At 67.8% G+C, this 17482-nt stretch carries 25 protein-coding genes; 11 read left to right on the forward strand and 14 right to left on the reverse strand.

Annotated features, from left to right (window positions below):
• Nucleotides 1-138: 138 nt before the first annotated feature.
• The 3 genes from galT to galK are packed head-to-tail and all read left to right on the forward strand — an operon-like array spanning nucleotide 139 to nucleotide 3333.
• Nucleotides 139-1206, forward strand: coding sequence for a galactose-1-phosphate uridylyltransferase (gene galT / locus ACSYGN_RS23780; protein WP_460398829.1), 1068 nt, complete (start codon nucleotides 139-141; stop codon nucleotides 1204-1206).
• Nucleotides 1196-2164, forward strand: coding sequence for a UDP-glucose 4-epimerase GalE (gene galE / locus ACSYGN_RS23785; RefSeq protein ID WP_460398831.1), 969 nt, complete (start codon nucleotides 1196-1198; stop codon nucleotides 2162-2164). Before galT ends, galE begins: the two co-directional genes overlap by 11 nt.
• Nucleotides 2164-3333, forward strand: coding sequence for a galactokinase (galK, locus tag ACSYGN_RS23790; RefSeq protein WP_460398833.1), 1170 nt, complete (start codon nucleotides 2164-2166; stop codon nucleotides 3331-3333). The genes galE and galK overlap by 1 nt, the downstream gene beginning before the upstream one ends.
• 64 nt (nucleotides 3334-3397) lie before the next feature.
• On the opposite strand, the gene ACSYGN_RS23795 is transcribed toward galK, so the two are convergent.
• The 5 genes from ACSYGN_RS23795 to ACSYGN_RS23815 all read right to left on the reverse strand — a co-directional run bounded on the left by ACSYGN_RS23795 (nucleotide 3398) and on the right by ACSYGN_RS23815 (nucleotide 5332).
• Nucleotides 3398-3622, reverse strand: coding sequence for a DUF397 domain-containing protein (locus ACSYGN_RS23795; RefSeq protein ID WP_460398835.1), 225 nt, complete (start codon nucleotides 3620-3622; stop codon nucleotides 3398-3400).
• Nucleotides 3619-3909, reverse strand: a complete 291-nt coding sequence (locus ACSYGN_RS23800; RefSeq protein WP_460398837.1) for a hypothetical protein — start codon at nucleotides 3907-3909, stop codon at nucleotides 3619-3621. The genes ACSYGN_RS23795 and ACSYGN_RS23800 overlap by 4 nt, the downstream gene beginning before the upstream one ends.
• A 59-nt stretch (nucleotides 3910-3968) precedes the next feature.
• Nucleotides 3969-4730: a GntR family transcriptional regulator gene (locus ACSYGN_RS23805; protein ID WP_460398839.1), complete on the reverse strand. Its 762-nt coding sequence runs from the start codon at nucleotides 4728-4730 to the stop codon at nucleotides 3969-3971.
• A gap of 99 nt (nucleotides 4731-4829) precedes the next feature.
• Nucleotides 4830-5075: a type II toxin-antitoxin system RelE family toxin gene (locus ACSYGN_RS23810; protein WP_460398841.1), complete on the reverse strand. Its 246-nt coding sequence runs from the start codon at nucleotides 5073-5075 to the stop codon at nucleotides 4830-4832.
• Entirely contained in the window at nucleotides 5072-5332 is a 261-nt protein-coding gene (locus ACSYGN_RS23815; protein ID WP_460398843.1) for a type II toxin-antitoxin system Phd/YefM family antitoxin, read from the reverse strand. The genes ACSYGN_RS23810 and ACSYGN_RS23815 overlap by 4 nt, the downstream gene beginning before the upstream one ends.
• A 214-nt stretch (nucleotides 5333-5546) precedes the next feature.
• Between ACSYGN_RS23815 and ACSYGN_RS23820 the strand changes: the two genes are divergently transcribed.
• The 4 genes from ACSYGN_RS23820 to ACSYGN_RS23835 all read left to right on the forward strand — a co-directional run bounded on the left by ACSYGN_RS23820 (nucleotide 5547) and on the right by ACSYGN_RS23835 (nucleotide 9151).
• A complete protein-coding gene (locus tag ACSYGN_RS23820; RefSeq protein WP_460398845.1) occupies nucleotides 5547-5732 on the forward strand; it encodes a hypothetical protein in 186 nt (61 codons plus the stop codon).
• A gap of 130 nt (nucleotides 5733-5862) precedes the next feature.
• Entirely contained in the window at nucleotides 5863-6309 is a 447-nt protein-coding gene (locus ACSYGN_RS23825) for a hypothetical protein (RefSeq protein ID WP_460398847.1), read from the forward strand.
• A 5-nt stretch (nucleotides 6310-6314) separates the two neighbouring features.
• Nucleotides 6315-8492 (forward strand): hypothetical protein, encoded by a 2178-nt coding sequence (locus tag ACSYGN_RS23830; RefSeq protein WP_460398849.1) that lies wholly within the window; start codon nucleotides 6315-6317, stop codon nucleotides 8490-8492.
• Nucleotides 8492-9151 carry a hypothetical protein gene (locus ACSYGN_RS23835; RefSeq protein WP_460398851.1) on the forward strand — a complete coding sequence of 220 codons (660 nt, stop codon included), beginning with the start codon at nucleotides 8492-8494 and terminating at the stop codon, nucleotides 9149-9151. Before ACSYGN_RS23830 ends, ACSYGN_RS23835 begins: the two co-directional genes overlap by 1 nt.
• Before the next feature lie 42 nt (nucleotides 9152-9193).
• Here the strand turns inward: ACSYGN_RS23835 and ACSYGN_RS23840 are convergent, their stop codons facing one another.
• Complete coding sequence (locus tag ACSYGN_RS23840) at nucleotides 9194-9397, reverse strand: hypothetical protein (RefSeq protein ID WP_460398853.1); 204 nt, start codon at nucleotides 9395-9397, stop codon at nucleotides 9194-9196.
• A 78-nt stretch (nucleotides 9398-9475) separates the two neighbouring features.
• Complete coding sequence (locus tag ACSYGN_RS23845; RefSeq protein WP_460398855.1) at nucleotides 9476-9919, reverse strand: MarR family winged helix-turn-helix transcriptional regulator; 444 nt, start codon at nucleotides 9917-9919, stop codon at nucleotides 9476-9478.
• Between the two features lie 106 nt (nucleotides 9920-10025).
• Between ACSYGN_RS23845 and ACSYGN_RS23850 the strand changes: the two genes are divergently transcribed.
• Entirely contained in the window at nucleotides 10026-10418 is a 393-nt protein-coding gene (locus ACSYGN_RS23850) for a nuclear transport factor 2 family protein (protein ID WP_460398857.1), read from the forward strand.
• A gap of 47 nt (nucleotides 10419-10465) precedes the next feature.
• Here the strand turns inward: ACSYGN_RS23850 and ACSYGN_RS23855 are convergent, their stop codons facing one another.
• Together ACSYGN_RS23855 and ACSYGN_RS23860 are read right to left on the reverse strand one after the other, a co-directional pair.
• Nucleotides 10466-11551: a hypothetical protein gene (locus tag ACSYGN_RS23855; protein WP_460398859.1), complete on the reverse strand. Its 1086-nt coding sequence runs from the start codon at nucleotides 11549-11551 to the stop codon at nucleotides 10466-10468.
• A 254-nt stretch (nucleotides 11552-11805) separates the two neighbouring features.
• Nucleotides 11806-12261, reverse strand: a complete 456-nt coding sequence (locus ACSYGN_RS23860) for a GNAT family N-acetyltransferase (RefSeq protein WP_460403681.1) — start codon at nucleotides 12259-12261, stop codon at nucleotides 11806-11808.
• A gap of 281 nt (nucleotides 12262-12542) precedes the next feature.
• Here ACSYGN_RS23860 and ACSYGN_RS23865 point away from each other — a divergent pair, with 281 nt between their 5' ends.
• The gene (locus tag ACSYGN_RS23865) at nucleotides 12543-13310 is read left to right on the forward strand and encodes a LuxR C-terminal-related transcriptional regulator (RefSeq protein WP_460398861.1); all 768 of its coding nucleotides are present in this window, start codon (nucleotides 12543-12545) and stop codon (nucleotides 13308-13310) included.
• Here the strand turns inward: ACSYGN_RS23865 and ACSYGN_RS23870 are convergent.
• Nucleotides 13269-13766 (reverse strand): MarR family winged helix-turn-helix transcriptional regulator, encoded by a 498-nt coding sequence (locus ACSYGN_RS23870; RefSeq protein WP_460398863.1) that lies wholly within the window; start codon nucleotides 13764-13766, stop codon nucleotides 13269-13271. The genes ACSYGN_RS23865 and ACSYGN_RS23870 overlap by 42 nt on opposite strands.
• A gap of 119 nt (nucleotides 13767-13885) precedes the next feature.
• Here ACSYGN_RS23870 and ACSYGN_RS23875 point away from each other — a divergent pair, with 119 nt between their 5' ends.
• Both ACSYGN_RS23875 and ACSYGN_RS23880 read left to right on the forward strand, forming a co-directional pair.
• Nucleotides 13886-14728: a trans-aconitate 2-methyltransferase gene (locus tag ACSYGN_RS23875; protein WP_460398865.1), complete on the forward strand. Its 843-nt coding sequence runs from the start codon at nucleotides 13886-13888 to the stop codon at nucleotides 14726-14728.
• 1 nt (nucleotide 14729) lies between these two features.
• Complete coding sequence (locus tag ACSYGN_RS23880; protein ID WP_460398867.1) at nucleotides 14730-15110, forward strand: VOC family protein; 381 nt, start codon at nucleotides 14730-14732, stop codon at nucleotides 15108-15110.
• On the opposite strand, the gene ACSYGN_RS23885 is transcribed toward ACSYGN_RS23880, so the two are convergent.
• The 4 genes from ACSYGN_RS23885 to ACSYGN_RS23900 form a co-directional block, all read right to left on the reverse strand.
• On the reverse strand, nucleotides 15085-15333 hold the full coding sequence (locus ACSYGN_RS23885) for a type II toxin-antitoxin system RelE family toxin (protein ID WP_460398869.1): 249 nt from the start codon (nucleotides 15331-15333) through the stop codon (nucleotides 15085-15087). The two genes, ACSYGN_RS23880 and ACSYGN_RS23885, sit on opposite strands and share 26 nt — an antisense overlap.
• A complete protein-coding gene (locus ACSYGN_RS23890) occupies nucleotides 15330-15584 on the reverse strand; it encodes a type II toxin-antitoxin system Phd/YefM family antitoxin (protein ID WP_460398871.1) in 255 nt (84 codons plus the stop codon). The genes ACSYGN_RS23885 and ACSYGN_RS23890 overlap by 4 nt, the downstream gene beginning before the upstream one ends.
• 64 nt (nucleotides 15585-15648) lie before the next feature.
• A complete protein-coding gene (locus ACSYGN_RS23895; RefSeq protein WP_460398873.1) occupies nucleotides 15649-16323 on the reverse strand; it encodes a TetR family transcriptional regulator in 675 nt (224 codons plus the stop codon).
• The gene (locus tag ACSYGN_RS23900; protein ID WP_460398875.1) at nucleotides 16320-17336 is read right to left on the reverse strand and encodes an acyl-CoA desaturase; all 1017 of its coding nucleotides are present in this window, start codon (nucleotides 17334-17336) and stop codon (nucleotides 16320-16322) included. Before ACSYGN_RS23900 ends, ACSYGN_RS23895 begins: the two co-directional genes overlap by 4 nt.
• Nucleotides 17337-17482: the final 146 nt, after the last annotated feature.

A 17482-nucleotide genomic window follows, 5' to 3' on the forward strand; every position in this document is an offset into this window, starting at 1 on the left:
ACACTTTTGTTGATGGACTTTGTTGGATTGTGATGATGACCACGGTGGATGTTGACGCCTGAGGAGGGCTGTGTTTTGGTTTGTTGGGTTATGTTGGATGCGTAGCGCTGATCTGAGCGGGCGATGAGGAGTCCGGCTGTGAAGAAGACGTCGACCCGGCTTGCCGACGGTCGTGAGCTGATCTACTTCGACCTGCGGGACGACACCGTCCGGGACGCGGTCGACCGCAGGCCGCTGGAGCGGACCGTCACGACCTCCGAGATCCGTCGTGACGAACTGCTCGGCGACTCGGTGGCCGTCGCCTCGCACCGCCAGGGCCGCATCTACCACCCGCCGGCCGACGAGTGCCCGCTGTGCCCCACCCAGGGCGACCGCCTCAGCGAGATTCCCGACTCGTCGTACGACGTGGTCGTGTTCGAGAACCGCTTCCCCTCGCTCGCCGGTGACTCCGGCCGCTGCGAGGTCGTCTGCTTCACCTCCGACCACGACGCGTCCTTCGCCGATCTCACGGAGGAGCAGGCCCGGCTGGTCCTGGACGCCTGGACGGACCGGACGTGCGAGCTGTCCCAATTCTCCTCCGTGGAGCAGGTGTTCTGTTTCGAGAACCGCGGCGCGGAGATCGGTGTGACGCTCGGTCACCCCCACGGCCAGATCTACGCCTACCCCTTCACCACCCCCCGTACCGCACTGATGCTGAGGTCGCTCGCGTCGCACAAGGAGGCGACCGGCGGGGAGAACCTCTTCGACGCCGTCCTGGCACGGGAACTCGCCGGTGAACGGCTCGTGCTGGAGAGTGAGCACTGGGTGGCCTTCGTGCCGTACGCCGCGCACTGGCCGTACGAGGTGCACCTCCACCCCAAGCGCCGCGTCCCCGATCTGCTCGCCCTGGACGAGGCGGCCCGCACAGAATTCCCCAAGGTCTATCTGGAACTCTTGAGGCGCTTCGACCGGATCTTCGGCGAAGGTGAGCCGCCCACGCCCTACATCGCGGCCTGGCATCAGGCCCCGTTCGGGATGCTGGCCGAGTTCGACGGTGTGACCAGGGACGACTTCGCGCTCCACCTCGAGCTTTTCACCATCCGCCGCACTTCCGGCAAGCTGAAGTTTCTCGCGGGTTCCGAGTCCGGCATGAACGTGTTCATCAACGACGTGCCGCCGGAACACGCGGCCGAGCGACTGCGAGAGGTAGCGAGCAATGAGCGGTAAGTACCTGGTCACCGGTGGCGCCGGGTATGTCGGCAGTGTCGTGGCCCAGCATCTGCTGGAGGCGGGCCACGAGGTCACCGTCCTCGACAACCTCTCCACCGGCTTCCGCGAGGGCGTGCCCTCCGGTGCCGCCTTCATCGAGGGCGACATCCGCGACGCCGGCAAGTGGCTCGACGACTCCTACGACGGCGTGCTGCACTTCGCCGCGTTCTCCCAGGTCGGGGAGTCGGTGGTGAAGCCGGAGAAGTACTGGGAGAACAACGTCGGCGGCACCATGGCGCTGCTCGGCGCGATGCGCGAAGCGGGCGTGCGCACCCTGGTGTTCTCCTCCACGGCGGCGACCTACGGCGAGCCCGAGCAGGTCCCGATCATGGAGAGCGCCCCCACCAAGCCCACCAACCCCTACGGCGCCACCAAGCTGGCCGTCGACCACATGATCACCGGCGAGGCCGCGGCCCACGGCCTCGGCGCGGTCTCCCTTCGGTACTTCAACGTGGCCGGTGCCTACGGCGCGTACGGCGAACGCCACAACCCCGAGTCGCACCTCATCCCGCTGGTCCTCCAGGTCGCGCAGGGCCGCCGCGAGGCGATCTCCGTCTTCGGTGACGACTACCCGACCCCGGACGGCACCTGCATCCGCGACTACATCCACGTCGCCGACCTCGCCGAGGCCCATCTGCTCGCCCTGAAGGCCGCCACCTCCGGCGAGCACCTGATCTGCAACCTGGGCAACGGCAACGGCTTCTCGGTCCGTGAGGTCGTCGAGACCGTGCGTGCCGTCACCGGGCACCCGATCCCCGAGGTCGTGGCGCCCCGCCGGGGCGGGGACCCCGCCGCCCTGGTCGCCTCCGCCGAGACCGCCCGCGAGCGCCTCGGCTGGCACCCGTCCCGCGCGGACCTCGCGGGAATCGTCGCGGACGCCTGGGAGTTCGCGCAGAACATCGCAAGGGAGCAGTGATGGGTGCAGTGATGGGGGCAGCACAGCAGGTGCGCGACCGCTTCGCCGAGCTGTACGGGGCCGAGCCGGAGGGCGTCTGGGCGGCGCCGGGCCGGGTCAACCTGATCGGTGAACACACCGACTACAACGACGGCTTCGTCATGCCGTTCGCCCTGCCGCATGTGACGACGGCGGCCGTCTCCCGCCGCACGGACGGCCTCCTCCGCCTCCACTCCTCCGACGTGGAAGGCAGCGTGGCGGAACTCCGTGTGGACGCCCTGACCCCCGGCGAGGACTCGGAGTGGACGGCGTACCCGTCGGGCGTGGTCTGGGCATTGCGGGAGGCCGGCCATGCCGTGACGGGCGCGGACATCCACCTGTCCTCAACGGTCCCGACAGGCGCGGGCCTCTCCTCCTCGGCGGCGCTGGAGGTGGTGGTGGCCCTGGCTCTGAACGACCTCTACTCCCTGGGCCTGAAGCGCTGGGAGCTGGCCCGTGTGTGCCAGCGGGCGGAGAACGTCTATGTGGGCGCCCCGACCGGCATCATGGACCAGACCGCGTCGGCATGCTGCTCGGCAGGCCACGCCCTGTTCCTCGACACCAGGGACCTCTCCCAGAAGCAGATCCCCTTCGACCTGGCGGCGGAGGGAATGCGCCTGCTGGTGGTCGACACCCAGGTCAAACATGCCCACAGCAACGGCGAGTACGGCAAGCGCCGGGCGGGCTGCGAGAAGGGCGCGGCGCTGCTGGGCGTCAACGCGCTGCGGGACGTACCGTACGACGACCTGGACGCCGCCCTGTCCCGCCTGGGCGACGACGAGGAGGTACGCCGCCTGGTCCGCCACGTGGTGACGGAGGACGAGCGGGTGGAGCGCGTCGTAGCCCTGCTGGAGTCGGGCGGCACCCGAGCCATCGGCCCCGTCCTGATCGAGGGCCACGCCTCCCTCCGCGACGACTTCCGCATCTCCTGCCCCGAACTCGACCTGGTGGTCGACACCGCCCTGGCCTCCGGCGCCCTCGGCGCCCGCATGACCGGCGGCGGCTTCGGCGGCTCGGCGATCGTCCTCGCGGAGGAGGCGGACGTCCCGGTGATCACGAAGGCGGTCGAGGAGGCGTTCACGGCGGCCGGGTACAAGATCCCGCGGGTCTTCGAGGCGGTGCCGTCGGCGGGGGCGGTTCGGCTGTCCTGACGCGGGGGCGGATGCTGCGACGGCCCGGGGGCGTGCCCTCCTCCGGGCCGTCGTTCTACCGGCCTCAGGGCAGCAGCAGGTTGCGCTGCCCGCGCTCGATGCCCCCGGTGAAGGCGCGGTAGTCGTCCTCGGATATGACGAGCACCTGGGCATCGGGCGCACCGGTGTCGTTGGAGTCGCGGAGTGCGACGACGCCGTCCACGAAGGCGACCTCCAGACAGTTGTCGCCGCCGTTGCTCAGTTCGCTCTTGGCCCATACGGCGGTGGAGAGGTCGACGTTCCTCTTCATGAGGCCGCCCGTCGTACGGCGCGGATCTCGGCGACGGCAATGGCGACGGCAGTGTCGAAACCGGGATCCTGCCGGGCGATGACCCGGCCGCGGAACTCCTCGACGAGACGGACGACGCAGCTGAGATCGGCGGGGTCGGCGTGATCGATCGCGAGGGCCAACTCTGCCTCGAAGCGGTCCGCATCACCGGAGAAGCCGTAGCCTGTCCTGAGGGCGGCTCGGAGTTCACCGATCGTGGACATCGGGGGAAGTGGGGGCGTGCCTGCATCTGCCAGGCGCGTGGTCATGGTGGACCGGGCTCCTTTCACCGGGTCGGTCTGCTTCTCGGTCTGCTTCTCGGTTCGCTTCAAGAAGTCTCGTCGACGGGGAATTCGTAGGCCACTTCCCAGCGCACGTCCGGGATGGTGATGTCCGCCGTTTCGACGGGCCGCCCGTCCGTGTCGTAGTACGTCCTTTCGATCTGCAGCACCAGGTCGCCCACGTTGATGCCCAGGAGATTCGCCTGCGCCTGGTCGGCGCGGGAAGGCCGTGGCACCTCGACCGCGCTGTCGATCCGTACGCCGATGGAGCGCATCCGCTCGACGACCCCGGCACCTGCCAGGGGGCCCATTTCCGGCAGTACGACCGGAGTTCCGTCCGTGAGGGCCATCGGCTCCCAGGACTGCGACAGCTGGACGGGCTGCCCGTCGGCGAGGAACTCGTAGCGTGTGGTCACGCAGAGCTCACCCGGGCTGATGGCGAGCCGCTCGGCGATGTCCTGCGGGGCCGGGACACGGGCCTGACTGTGTGACTCCCAAGTGCCGTTCCGGCCACGTTCCTTCATGTCGGCCCGGAAGGGGGAGCCGCCCCGGCGTTCCCGGTGACGTGAGCGGACCATGCGCATGCGCTCCCGCGGCTTCCGCACGTACGTGCCCGATCCCGCCCGTCCTTCGAGCAGCCCCTCGACGATCAGCCGGTCCATGGCCCGCTGGGTGACATTGCGGCCGACGCCGTACTCCTCCGCGAGCTGGGCCCGGGATGGCAGACGCGTTCCGGCTTCCCACTCTCCCGCGAGGACCCGTGCGCACAGCGCGTCGGCGACTTCGAGGTACGGCGCCTCTCGGGGCATGACGGCCTCCGGTTCCTCTGCCGTGAAGGGGGGGCGATGGCTTCCAGCGACCCTGACCTTGCCCGGGGAACTCCGGGCCCGTCAGAGCACCCGATCTGCTCAGCGCACGCGTCCGAGGTGGATCACACTGACGCGGATCTGCTGGTCGCTGATCTCGTACATCACGCGATAGACCCCGACGTGGATGCGCAACAGGTCGGCGCTGCCGAATGCGCCGTCAGGCCGGGGGTCGTCGGCGAGGCGGTCGACGGCGGTGAACACCTGGCGTACCCCGGCCGGGTCGCCTTTCGCGAGCCGCTCCGCCTGAGTGAGGGCTTCCGGCTCCCAGATGACCTCGTACCTCACGCCTCAGCTCCACCGAACACACGACGGTACGCCGCATCGTGCGGGAGGCCGGCGTCCTCGCCCCGGTCCTGGCGTGCGCGGTAGGCAGCCAGGGCCCGCATCTCCTGCAGTTCGAGGGCGTCAGCAGGACTGACCAGTATCGCGATGGTCTGCCCGTGATCGGTGATGGCAACCGGTTCACGGGTTGCGCTGACCTCCCGCGCGATGGCGCCCAGGCGGGCGCGGGCTTCCACGATCGAGTAAGTCGTCTCCGTCATGCACACCACCTTACAGAAGTGTTCACTTTCCATCCTCGGGGGTCGGATGTGCATGCACGCGATGCCGTGGTCAACGACGTCGCCGTGGGTCGGTCACCCCACCGTGACCGTGCGGGGAGAACGCCGACCTCCCCGTGCACCTACGCGCATCTCACCACGATGCCGGTGCGGTGCGGCGCGGTCCGGGGCCTGGATCTGCACAGGAGTCGGCTGGATGCTGGGCCGCAGTTTCCGCGGTGTCGGTGTCCCACAACAGCCGGACCACCCCCGCGCGGGCAGCCGAGGGTGCCTGGAGGCCGAGTGGCACACACGCTCGCGCGGGTTGTCGAGCAGCCGCAGGGTCGACGGCCTGACGGTCTGGGCCGAGATCGCCACCCGGCCAGGGGAGTCCGAGACCTGACAGGAACGCCATATCGACGCCGGACGTGCAAGCGCCGAGCCGCCTCGGTCACGTCATAAGCGCCCTGTAAGGTACATGGCTGTTCACCGGGGTGCCTGACGGTGCGCCAGGAGGCATGGGGAGGCCAGACATGGCGTGGGAAGAGTGGGAGCAACTGAAGGCTCATGCCGCCGAGCGGCATTCCGCACGGATGCAGCTCAATCAGTACCCGGCGGACCAGGGAGGCGGCAGCACGCGGGGCGACCTCATTGTCGGGCACAAGGATCTCGAAGCCGTCGGGAGAGCCGCCCATGATCTGTTCGACCACTTCACCGACTACAGCGGGCACGCGCGCGTTGCCTCCGAGGCGGCGGCGGGCGGACTGAAGGGCGAGGGATTTGCCCTGGGAAGCGCGCTGGAACATGTCACGCAGCGCTGGAGCGAGCAGACCAAGACGCTACTGGACGCCTGCGCCCACATCTCCAACCACCTTCGGTACACGAAGAACCAGCACGCAGCCGATGACTCCTACATCGCCGGCGCGGTCAGCGGCATCGCCACGCTCGACGAGGGTTTCGACGACCGGAAGGGTCACTGACGCGGATGGATCTCGACGCGCTGCGCCACGGTGACTTCGGCAAGCTCGGTGAAGCGGTCACCGACTGGGAGCAGATGACGAAGAAGCTTGCCGAGCTGAAGAAGGACGCCGAGGACAACCTCAAGGCCAAGGCCGACAAGGCCAGGTGGGCGGGTGTCAACGCCACCGTCAGCCGGGAGTTCATCGCCAAGACCGCCGCCGAGTTCGCCGACGCGCACACTCAGGCCGACTCCATCACCAAGATTCTCAGCGACACACGTGGCGAACTCATCGGCTATCGGTCTCAGCTGAACGACGCGATCAAGCGGGCCGCGGAGCAGCACCTGACCGTCGTCGACACAGGTGACGGCGCGTTCACGGTCGCCGGGAACACCCGGCCCGATTGGGCGTCCGACCCGAGTGGGAAGACCGGGGCGACGGACCAGAAGGTGGTGGACGCCTTCCGCACCGAGATCCAGGGCATCCTGACCAAGGCGACGAACAGCGACAACAGTGCGGACCAGGCCCTCAGACTGATCGTCGACCAGGCTGAGTACGGCTTCAACGACGCCTCGTACGCCAACCGGGACGAGGCGGCCGACGCCGTCGCGGCGGCGGAGAAGCTGGCGAAGATGGCCAGGAAACCGGGCGACATGAGCCTCGACGACATTGCAGCCTTCAACCGGACGATGGAGAAGTACCACGACGACCCGCTGTTCGCGGAGCGGTTCGCGACGCGTCTCGGGGCCAAGGGAACGCTCCAGTTCTGGACCGAGATGGCCTCTGCCCATGCCGGAGCCAGAGGTGCGGAACTCAAGACAATGAAAGACCTTCAGACCAATCTGGGCATGACCCTGGCGGCCGCGTCCTTCTCGGACTCGGACGCCATGCGCGACTGGAAGAAGGACCTCATCGCGGAGCGCAACACCAACTTCCGCGCTGCAGACTCACCCAACCCCGTCGGAGCCCTCGGCTCCCAGGTGATCAGCAGCCTTCTGCATCAAGGACAGTACGACACCGAGTTCCTCGACGACTACCGCGAGAAGCTGTTCAAGGCGGACAAGGGGGCCGGGGACACCAACACCGACGCCCTGTGGGTCAAAGGCTATGACGCCGTGGACCTCGTCTTCGGTGACGGCAACGGCCGTGACCCGTTGGAGGGGCTGTTCGACGGCCTTTCCCACAACCCCGAGGCGGCCACACACGCCTTCGAGTCCAAGTCGGACCTGGACCACATGCTTTCCACCACGAGGTACACGGACCGAGGAGAGTCCCTCGGGCGGGCCCTGGAGGCCGCCGTCACCGGAGTCGCCGACGGCGGCGGTAATACGACGGCGCCGCCGCACAGCGCTGTACAGGTGGGAATCATGGCCAACGTCATGCACGCGGTGGCAGATCCTGATGGGGGAGCGGACCTGGTCAGCCATGGGTTGGGCGAAAGCTTCGGGGACATGGCGGCGGGCTATATGCCGGAGATCAGCCAGGCCCTGGCCGGTCCCGGTTCGGCCTCTGTCTTCCTTACGAACAGCGAAGTTTCCGATCCCTTCCGTGACGAGAGAGTCCCCGATGTCGTGAGATTTATTTCCTCGGTATCCGCAGACTCGGCAGGCAGGGCCGGGATTGTCTATGGGGAGAGCATTTATACCGGCAGTCTCCTTGAATCGCATCTCTCTGATCCATCCCTCTTCGATGGCTCCCGTGATCAGGTCATCCAGAGCATCGCCAAAAATGCTGGATCAATCGAGGGGCTCGTCGGGCATTCCGTCGCAGATGGTGAAGTCCAGGCGGCGATCGGTGGAGAGTCGGATTACAACGATGCACTCAAGGCCAAGGGAGATGCCGCCAAGACCTGGGTCACGATCGCTTTTACCGGCCTCAAGGTCCCCGAACACCTCGGGGGAGATGTCATGGGATCCGTGGTCGGAGGAGCGGCCGGAGCCGTTGCCGGTGGCGCCGTCGACCGTCTGATCGAGGGGCAGCAGATGCAGGGGGCCAAGGATGCGGGGCTGTACACGAGCGCCAAGGATCTGTACGCGATGCGGGATTCGGTCAATCAGCAAACGCAGTGGTCTGCTGCAGATGCGCTCGCCCGCCACCATGTGAACCTGCCCCAGGACGGCATCAAGGATCTCGTCCGAAACGCCGTGAACGAAGGATGGGATGCCAGCAGTGACTACTTGAGCGACACGAAGGAGCGTCCCTGATGGAGCAGACGCAGAAGAGTCGAGCGAAATTTTCCTTTTCTTGGAACGGGAAGATATTCATTCTCTCCCTGGCGGTCATCGGGCTTTTCTGTGCTGGTGGATGGCTTTTTGAGAACAAGGGTCTCTACCTCCTCCCGAGTAAGATGTGTGATGGCATCCTCGGGCGAGATACGGTCAAGCAAGTCTTGCCCGGGGCGCGATCGGCGGACAGCGGTTCGGGAAGTCGGGGAGTGGGGGCAGGCCTTAACCTTCGGTGTCACGTTACGACCAGTGGCGATTCGTCCCTCTCGGGGCGGGCGAGTGTTCAGCGACTCTCCCGTGACGGTTGGCTCGAATATTATCGGAGCGTCGAGTCGAAGCGGATTATTCGTGTCTCCGTCGGTGGCATAGAAGCCCTGGCGCGGATCGACTCCGGTGAGAACACCGCATCGGTCTATGTCCCTTGTTCTCCGCCCGCCGTACCCGAGTACAGCGCCTCCCGGCCCTACGCCGTAGTCGGAGAGGCATGGGTCAGCGGATCTGCAAAGGCCAACGGCATACCGCTGCGCCAAACCCTGACCGACTTCGCTTACCGGCTCAGCGAACGCGCCTACAAACTGGCCGAATGCAAGGCTCCCCGCGACTTTCCAAAGGAATTGCCCCGCTACAAGGACAGCTGACCTCGATTCGGCAGCGGCCGTGCATGCCTGCCTCGGGCCGCCTCAGGCCAACTGCTCCACGACCTCGTTCTTCTCCTCCCGGCTCTCCGCCAAGGGCCACATCGAGAAGAAGTCCGCGTGGAAGGTCAGGAACGGGAAGGTCACCGCGAGCAGAGCGGTCGACAGCCAGACCTCGAAGTCGAACGCCGGCCGTGTTGAGGCGGCTGGATGCTGGGCCGCAGTTTCTGCGGTGTCGGTGTCGCACAACAGCCGGACCGTCCACGCGCGCGCGGCCGAGGGTGCCTGGAGGCCGTGTGGCACGCGCGCTCGCGCGGGTCGTCCCCGTCAGGTGAACGGGCCCTCCAGCGTGAAGCGGAGCAGGTTTCGGGCGAACGCCTCGGCCTCGCCCGGCGTCCACGAGGCCAGGCTCGCCGTGATGTGGGCCGCCAGCCGTGTGCGCAGCTCTTCCACCGCGCGTTCACCCTGCTCGGTGAGGACCAGCAGGTGTGCACGCCGGTCTGAAAGGTCCGGTTCACGGCGGACGAGACCGGCGGCTTCCAGGCGGGAGGCCCGACGGGTGACGCCGGAGCGGTCGAGGCCGACGTCGGGCGCCAGTTCGGCGGCGCTGCGGGGTCCGGTGCGGGCGAGTGCGCTGAGCACGGGGTACGTCAGTTCGTCCACCGCCTCGCCCATACCCTCGGTCAGCTTCTTGTGCAGCTGCACGCGGGTGGTGCGGCGCAACAGGATGCCCAGCGCGTCGGCGATCTCATGACCTACGTCGTCACTCACACCCAAAGAATAGCGTGCGCCGCGCACGCGTTGAGAGTGCTACATTCGGGCAGAAGCGTGCGCGGCGCACGCATTCTTGGAGTTCTTGTCCTCGAAGGGATGTTCCATGACCCGCACCGGCATCAAGGCCGCCCTCGCCGACCTGATCTTCAACCGCGACCTCACCGTGGAGCAGGCCGCCGACCGGCACTTCACCCCGGAGTACCGGCAGCGCACCGATGGGCAGTGGAACGACCGCGCCGCGTTCATCGAGCACATCACCCACGTGCGCGGCCTTGTCGCGGAGGGTCGCGTGGAGGTCCACGATGAGCTGTACGAGGGCAGCAAGTACGCCGACCGGCACACCGTGTACATCACGAAGAAGGACGGCTCGACCGTGACCATGGAGGTCTACGTCTTCGCCGACCTCGCCCCCGACGGCCGGTTCAGCCGCATAGAGGAGACCACGTTGATGCTGGAGGGCTCTGATACGGACCGCGGCATCGGCAGCGCCCGCTAGGTGGTCGGCTCCGGAAGTCCTTCGGGGCTGACCATGCTGCCCGTGCCTCAGGTCGACTGCTCCACGCCCTCGTTCCCGTCCTCCCGGCTCTCCGCCAAGGGCCACATCGAGAAGAAGTCCGCGTGGAAGGTCAGGAACGGGAAGGTCACCGCGAGCAGAGCGGTCGACAGCCAGACCTCGAAGTCGAACGCCGGCGGCCCCGCCTGCAGGTGTCCTGTCACGACGGGAGCCAGCAGACCGTAGAGGAGGGACAGGACAGTGCCGGTGACCGTGGCGGTGAGCGCACTGCACAGGCCCTTGAGGGGCTGAGTCATCGGCGGGAACAGTGATCCACCGCATATGTTCAGAACGATGATCGAGCCGAAGATAAACGGGATCGTCACCTTCGTGTCGTACTGCGGCCCGGCCATGTCGAGTACCTGAGTGCCGAGGGTGAAGACGCCAGCGCCGAGCACCAGGGCGATCGTGAACCAGACCAGACCGAGCACCGGCTGCTTCATCAGGGACGGGACGCGAGTCAGCGGCCAGAGGTCGAAGTGGAGCGTCAGGAACATGATGGTGCCGACCGTGACGTAGAAGGACACCGCGCTTGAGGCGCTGAACAGGCCGTGCGGGTCCTGTCCAGCGTGGTACAGCGAACTGCCCTTCATGAATTCGTAGTTGAAGAAGACCTGGAACAACACGTAATTCAGCAGGTAGCAGCCGATGAGCAGTCCGAATCCGGCGGCCAGCGGGTTCCGGATGAGCACGAACGGCCATCCTCCCCACATGATCGTCATCAGGAAGACGACCACGACCGAAGCGACGATCCTCTGCAGGAGCATCGGCGAGGGCGGGCTGACACCGCCGAGAGCGACGAAGTGCACGGCGGCGACGACGGCGCCGACCGCCAAGGCCAGGAGCAGGAACAGCAGGCCACGCAACGGCTGGCGCTGAGCGGCTATGAAGGCGGGTTGCTCGCCCTGCCAGATCACGCCTATCACCATGCTGATGGGGACGGTGCACATGAGGTAGTAGGAGACCCAGCCGGAGAAGGTCGGCCAGTCGAACAGCGAGATGAAGATCAGCGATGCCGCCATGACGAGGAGTGCTGCCACGAGCCCGCGCTCGGGTTGCTTGAGGCCTGGCGACATTGCCGTTCTTCTCTTCGGTTCAGGCGAACTCATGGCGATGACGCCTCTCTCACAGGGCTCGCGTCCGAGACGCCAGCAGTACGAAGGGGGACGGGGAATGGCATGCGATAACGGTAACCAATGGTTCACTGGTTAACTTATTGCTGGTTGGCATAATTCCAGGCGTGATCAGCGAAGGTCGAGAAAGCGACCCGCCGCCCTCGGCGTGAGCGGCGTCCGGTGTCCTCCGGTCAGCCCACCGGCTGGATCAGCGGTCAGCCCAGCGGCTTGATCAGCGTGTATTCCGTGATGCCCGGCGGGTAGTCCGGGATGGCGCAGACGACCTTGTAGCCATGGCGGCGGTAGAAGTGCGGGGCCTGGAAGTCCCAGGTTTCCAGGCGGGCGCCGTGGCAGGTGCGTTCGGTGTGGGCGATGTGTTCGGCCCGGGTCAGGAGGCGGGAGCCCAGGCCCTCGTCGCGGTGGTCCTCGGCGACCCAGAGGTAGTCCACATGCAGCCAGGTCGTCCAGGTGTGGCCGACCAGGCCGCCCGCCAGGGTGCCGTCCTCGTCCAGGGCCCACAGATGCAGCGGCACCTCGTGCTCGGCCGGAGTTCCGCGCAGGGCGCGCAGGACCGGGGACGCCTCGGTGTTGGTGTCGCGCAACCGGGAACGAAGCAGATCGCGCCGCCTGTTGTCGACTTCTGCCTCAATACGGAACATGCGGCACACCATAAACGTGCCGGACCGCCAGTTCTGCAATTTTCCTTCCCCTCCCCGCCCCCGCCCGTACCCTGATGGACAGCGCCGGTGGGGGCCGGCGCCGCTCAGGGGGCGAGACAGTCGGGTACGACGCCCGATCGGGGGGTAGAAGCAGCTTCTGCACGGCGGCGGCCGTGCGGCTGCGGCTCCCTTCGGGGGTCGTACCCGCGCCGGTTGTCGTTCATCGACGATGGGGTGTCTCCGACGTTGGGGTGTCTCCCCTGCTCCGCCAGGAGCACGGGGAAGGGGGTTTCATGGTTCGTATCCGAGTCCTGGTCGTCGACGACCACCGGATCTTCGCCGAGTCGCTCGCCGCGGCGCTCGCCGCCGAGCCCGACGTCGACGTGTCCGCCGCGGGCAGCGGTCCTGCCGCACTGCGCTGCCTGGAGCGCGGGGCCGCCGAGGGCCGCCGGTTCGATGTGCTGCTCGTCGACGCCGATCTGGGGGTGGGCGGGGCGGGCATACGGCCCGCCGCGCCCGTGCACGAGGTCCGTGAGGACGGTCTCGTCGACGGGATATCGCTGGTCGCGGGCGTGCGGTCCGCGCATCCCGCGGTGCGGACCATCGTGCTCGCCGAGAAGGACGACCCCCGGCGGGCCGCACTCGCCCTCCAGGCCGGTGCCTCCGGCTGGGTCGCCAAGGACTGCTCCCTGTCGCGGCTGCTCAACGTCATCCGCGGCGTGCTGCGCGAGGAGACGCATCTGCCGCCCGCCCTGCTCACCGGCGTACTGCGTGAACTGACCGCCGCCCGCAAGCACCGCACCGAGAGCGAGCGGCTCGTGGAGTCTCTCACCCCGAGGGAGCGGGAAGTACTGCGCTGCATGGTCGCCGGCCTCGGGCGCAAGGCCGTCGCCGAACGGCTGTTCCTCTCCCCGCACACCGTCCGCACCCATATGCAGAACGTGCTAGGCAAACTCGGCGTGCACTCCACGCTCGCCGCCGTCGCGCTCGCCCGGCGGGCCGGGGTCGGGCCGGTGGATCTAGCCGGGGATGTTGTCGAACGGGGCGGTCAGCTGGCGTAGCAGACCGGCCAGTTCGCCGCGCTGGGCGCGGGTCAGCTCCGCGAGGATGGCCCGCTCCTGCTCCAGCAGCCCGGCCAGTGCCGCGTCCGCCCGCCCCTGCCCCTCCGCCGTCAGCCGGACCAGCACACCACGCCGGTCGCTCGGGTCGGGCAGCCGCTCCACCAGGCCCTTCTTGGCCAGCCGGTCGATACGGTTCGTCATCGTGCCCGAGGTGACCAGGGTCTGCGTCAGCAGTTGTCCCGGCGAGAGCTGGTACGGCGCACCCGCGCGCCGCAGCGCGGTCAGCACGTCGAACTCCCAGGGCTCCAGGCCGTGTTCCGAGAAGGCCAGCCGTCGGGCGCGATCGAGGTGCCGGGCCAGCCTGCTCACCCGGCTGAGCACCTCGAGCGGTTCCACGTCGAGGTCAGGGCGCTCCCGGCGCCATGCTGCGACCAGCCGATCGACCTCGTCCTCCATGGAGATCAGTGTAGTGGTTGTGTCGATGTGAAGTCTCTTGATGTGCATTCTCTCGATGGATGAATATCTTGATGTCGAGTCTCTTGATTTCGAGAGATGGGGTGGGGAAGGTGGTGTGTATGACCACTTCAGCTGCGCCCTCGCCCTCGCCCTCCTGGGATCCCGGCCAGTACCTCCGGCACGCCGGCCACCGCGCCCGGCCCTTCGCCGACCTCCTCGCCCGTATCCCCGACCTGCCCGGCAGCCCGCCCCGCATCGCCGACCTCGGCTGCGGACCCGGCAACGTCACCGCCCTCCTCGCCGACCGCTGGCCCACCGCCCTCATCACCGGCTACGACAACTCGCCCGCGATGCTCGACACGGCGCTCACCGAACGCGCCGGGCCCACCCCGGGCGGCGGCCGCCTCGACTTTGCCGACGCCGACCTGCGCACCTGGACGCCGACAGGGACGTACGACCTGATCGTCTCCAACGCCGCCCTGCACTGGGTGGACGGTCACCTCGACGCCTTCCCCGCCTGGCTCGACGGCCTCGCACCCGGCGGCACCTTCGCCTTCCAGGTGCCGCACAACATCGACGCACCCCTGCACGCCCTCATGCGCGAACTCGCCACCAGCCTGCGCTGGAGCTCCCGCCTCGGCGACGTACCCCGCCGCACCGACTCCGTGCACCCCGCCGCCGTCTACCTCGACCGGCTCGCCCGGCTCGGCTGCGCGACGGACGTGTGGGAGACGACGTATCTGCACGTCCTGGAGGGCGCGGACCCCGTCCTCGACTGGGCCAAGGGCACCGCCCTGCGCCCGATCCTGACCGCCCTCGGCGACGACCCCGAGTCCCGGAACGCCTTCCTCACCGAATACCGCGACCTCCTGCGGGCCGCATACCCGAGCACGCCGTACGGCACCGTCCTGCCCTTCCGCCGCCTGTTCACCGTGGCGACCAGGCCGACCGAGGGGGCGTGACGTGATCACCGGTGTCGACCACGTCCAGCTCGCCGCCCCGCCCGGCTCCGAGGACCGGCTGCGGGCCTACTACGCGGGTGTCCTCGGCATGACCGAGATCCCCAGGCCGCCGGTGCTCGCTGCGCGCGGCGGCTGCTGGTTCCAGGCCGGGCCCGTGCAACTGCATCTAGGGATCGACCAGGACTTCCGCCCAGCGGAAAAGGCCCACCCCGGCCTCCGCGTCACCGGCATCGAGGCGTACGCCGCCCGCCTGAGCGCCAGCGGCGCCCCGGTCGCATGGGACGACGCCCTCCCCGGCCACCGCCGCTTCTACTCCGCGGACCCGGTCGGCAATCGGCTTGAGTTCCTGGAACCGGTCAGGCTGTCCGGCCCAGATGAGTGACGAGAACGTGGATCACGTTGTCGTCGATGACATACAGAACGCGGTAGTCGCCGACGCGCAGGCGGCGGATATCGGGGCCGTACGGTGTCGACCCCGCTGGGCGGGGATCGTGGGCAAGCCCGTCGATTGCGTCCAGGACCATGGCGAGGCCGGTGGGGTCCTCTTTCAGGAAACGTGTCGCGGCGTCGACGGCGTGTGGTTCGAAGACGATCTCGTAGGTCACTGCTTCTCGAGCCCCAACCGCTTGCGCACTTCGGCCATGGGGATCGCCTTGCCCAATGACCCCTCTGCCTTGCGTCGCTGGTAGTCGGCGACGGCCAGAGCGTCCTCGAGATCCTCTATCACTTGAGGAGAGACCAGGAGCGCCGCGACGTGCCCATGGTCGGTGAGGGCGATGGTCTCGCGGCTGTGAGCCGCGCGCCGGACCAGGTCGCCGAGCTGGGAACGGGCCGCGCTGATCGTGATCTCGGTCATGAACCGATGGTTGCACAAGATGCCTCTTGTGGTCCATTGATGTCACTGATTCGGGTGGCTCCCGTCAGTTCTTCCGGTGCCCTATCAGCCGCGGCTTCTGCTCCAGGCCGTCCAGGCCGTGCCAGGCCAGGTTGACCAGGTGGGCCGCCACCTCCGCCTTCTTCGGGCGGCGGACGTCCAGCCACCACTGGCCGGTCAGGGCGACCATGCCGACCAGGGCCTGGGCGTACAGCGGGGCCAGCTTCGGGTCGAAGCCGCGGCTCTTGAACTCGCGGCCCAGGATGTCCTCGACCTGCGTGGCGATGTCCGAGATCAGGGAGGCGAAGGAACCCGTCGACTGCGGGATGGGAGAGTCCCGGACCAGGATGCGGAAGCCGTCCGTGTACTCCTCGATGTAGTCGAGCAGCGCGAACGCCGCCTGCTCGCACAGCTCACGGGGATGGCCGGCGGTCAGAGAACTGGTCACCATGTCCAGGAGACGGCGCATCTCCCGGTCCACGACCACCGCGTACAGGCCCTCCTTGCCACCGAAGTGCTCGTACACCACCGGCTTCGACACCCCGGCCTTCGCCGCGATCTCCTCCACCGACGTCGCCTCGAAACCCTTCGCCGCGAACAGCGTCCGACCGATCTCGAGCAACTGCTGGCGGCGCTCCGCACCGGTCATACGGGTACGGCGCGCCCGCCGCTGCTTGTCGGTGCTGGGAGTGCTCGAATCGGTCGCCACGGCGTCAATCATGCCGCCTCAGCCGCCTCCTTCCGGTGCTGGGAGCCGTCTTCACCGCCGTTACGACGCGAATCGATACGCGAGCGTGACGGCCAGCGCACGTCGTACGCCCAGCCGAACGCCTCGAACCAGCGGATGATCCGCGCCGAGGAGTCCACCTGCCCCCGCTCCACCCCGTGCCGCGCCGACGTCTGGTCGGCATGGTGCAGGTTGTGCCACGACTCGCCGCACGACAGCACCGCCAGCCACCACACATTGCCCGAACGGTCCCGCGACTTGAACGGCCGCTTGCCCACGGCATGGCAGATCGAGTTGATCGACCACGTGACGTGGTGGAGCAGGGCGACACGGACCAGGGAGCCCCAGAAGAACCCGGTGAACGCGCCCCACCACGACATCGTCACCAGCCCCCCCACCAGCGGCGGCACCGCCAGCGACACCGCCGTCCACAGCACGAACTGGCGGGAGATCGCCCGCATCGCCGGGTCCTTGATCAGATCGGGGGCGTACTTCTCCTGAGACGTCTGCTCCTCTTTGAACATCCAGCCGATGTGCGCCCACCACAGGCCCTTCAGCAGCGCCGGGACCGTCTCCCCGTAGCGCCACGGCGAGTGCGGGTCGCCCTCCGCGTCCGAGAACCGGTGATGCTTGCGGTGATCCGCCACCCAGCGCACCAGCGGCCCCTCCACCGCCATCGACCCCGCAACCGCCAGCGCGATCCGCAGCGGACGCACCGCCTTGAACGAACCATGGGTGAAATAACGGTGAAAACCGATGGTGATGCCGTGACAGCCGAGGAAATAGAAGAACACCAGCAGACCGAGGTCCAGCCAGCTCACCCCCCACCCCCACGCCAGCGGCACCGCCGCCAGCAGCGCCAGGAACGGGACGATGATGAAGATCAGCAGCATGATCTGCTCGATCGAACGCTTCTGCTCCCCGCCCAGCGTGGCGGACGGCCGCACAGCGCCACCGCCGCCGGTCGCCTCCGGGGCGTCGTCGATCACATCGGAGCTCGTGGTCATGGGCGTCCCCTGTGGGGTCGAGAGATGAATGGGGCCGAGAGGTGCATGGGTTGCATGGGTTGCATAGGTTGGCTGGGTTGTTTGGACCGGGATGGGCTGGGATCGGCTGAATCGGGCAACAGGTCACCGCTGCGCGCTGCGCCGGC

The organism is Streptomyces sp. YIM S03343 (genome assembly GCF_054729195.1).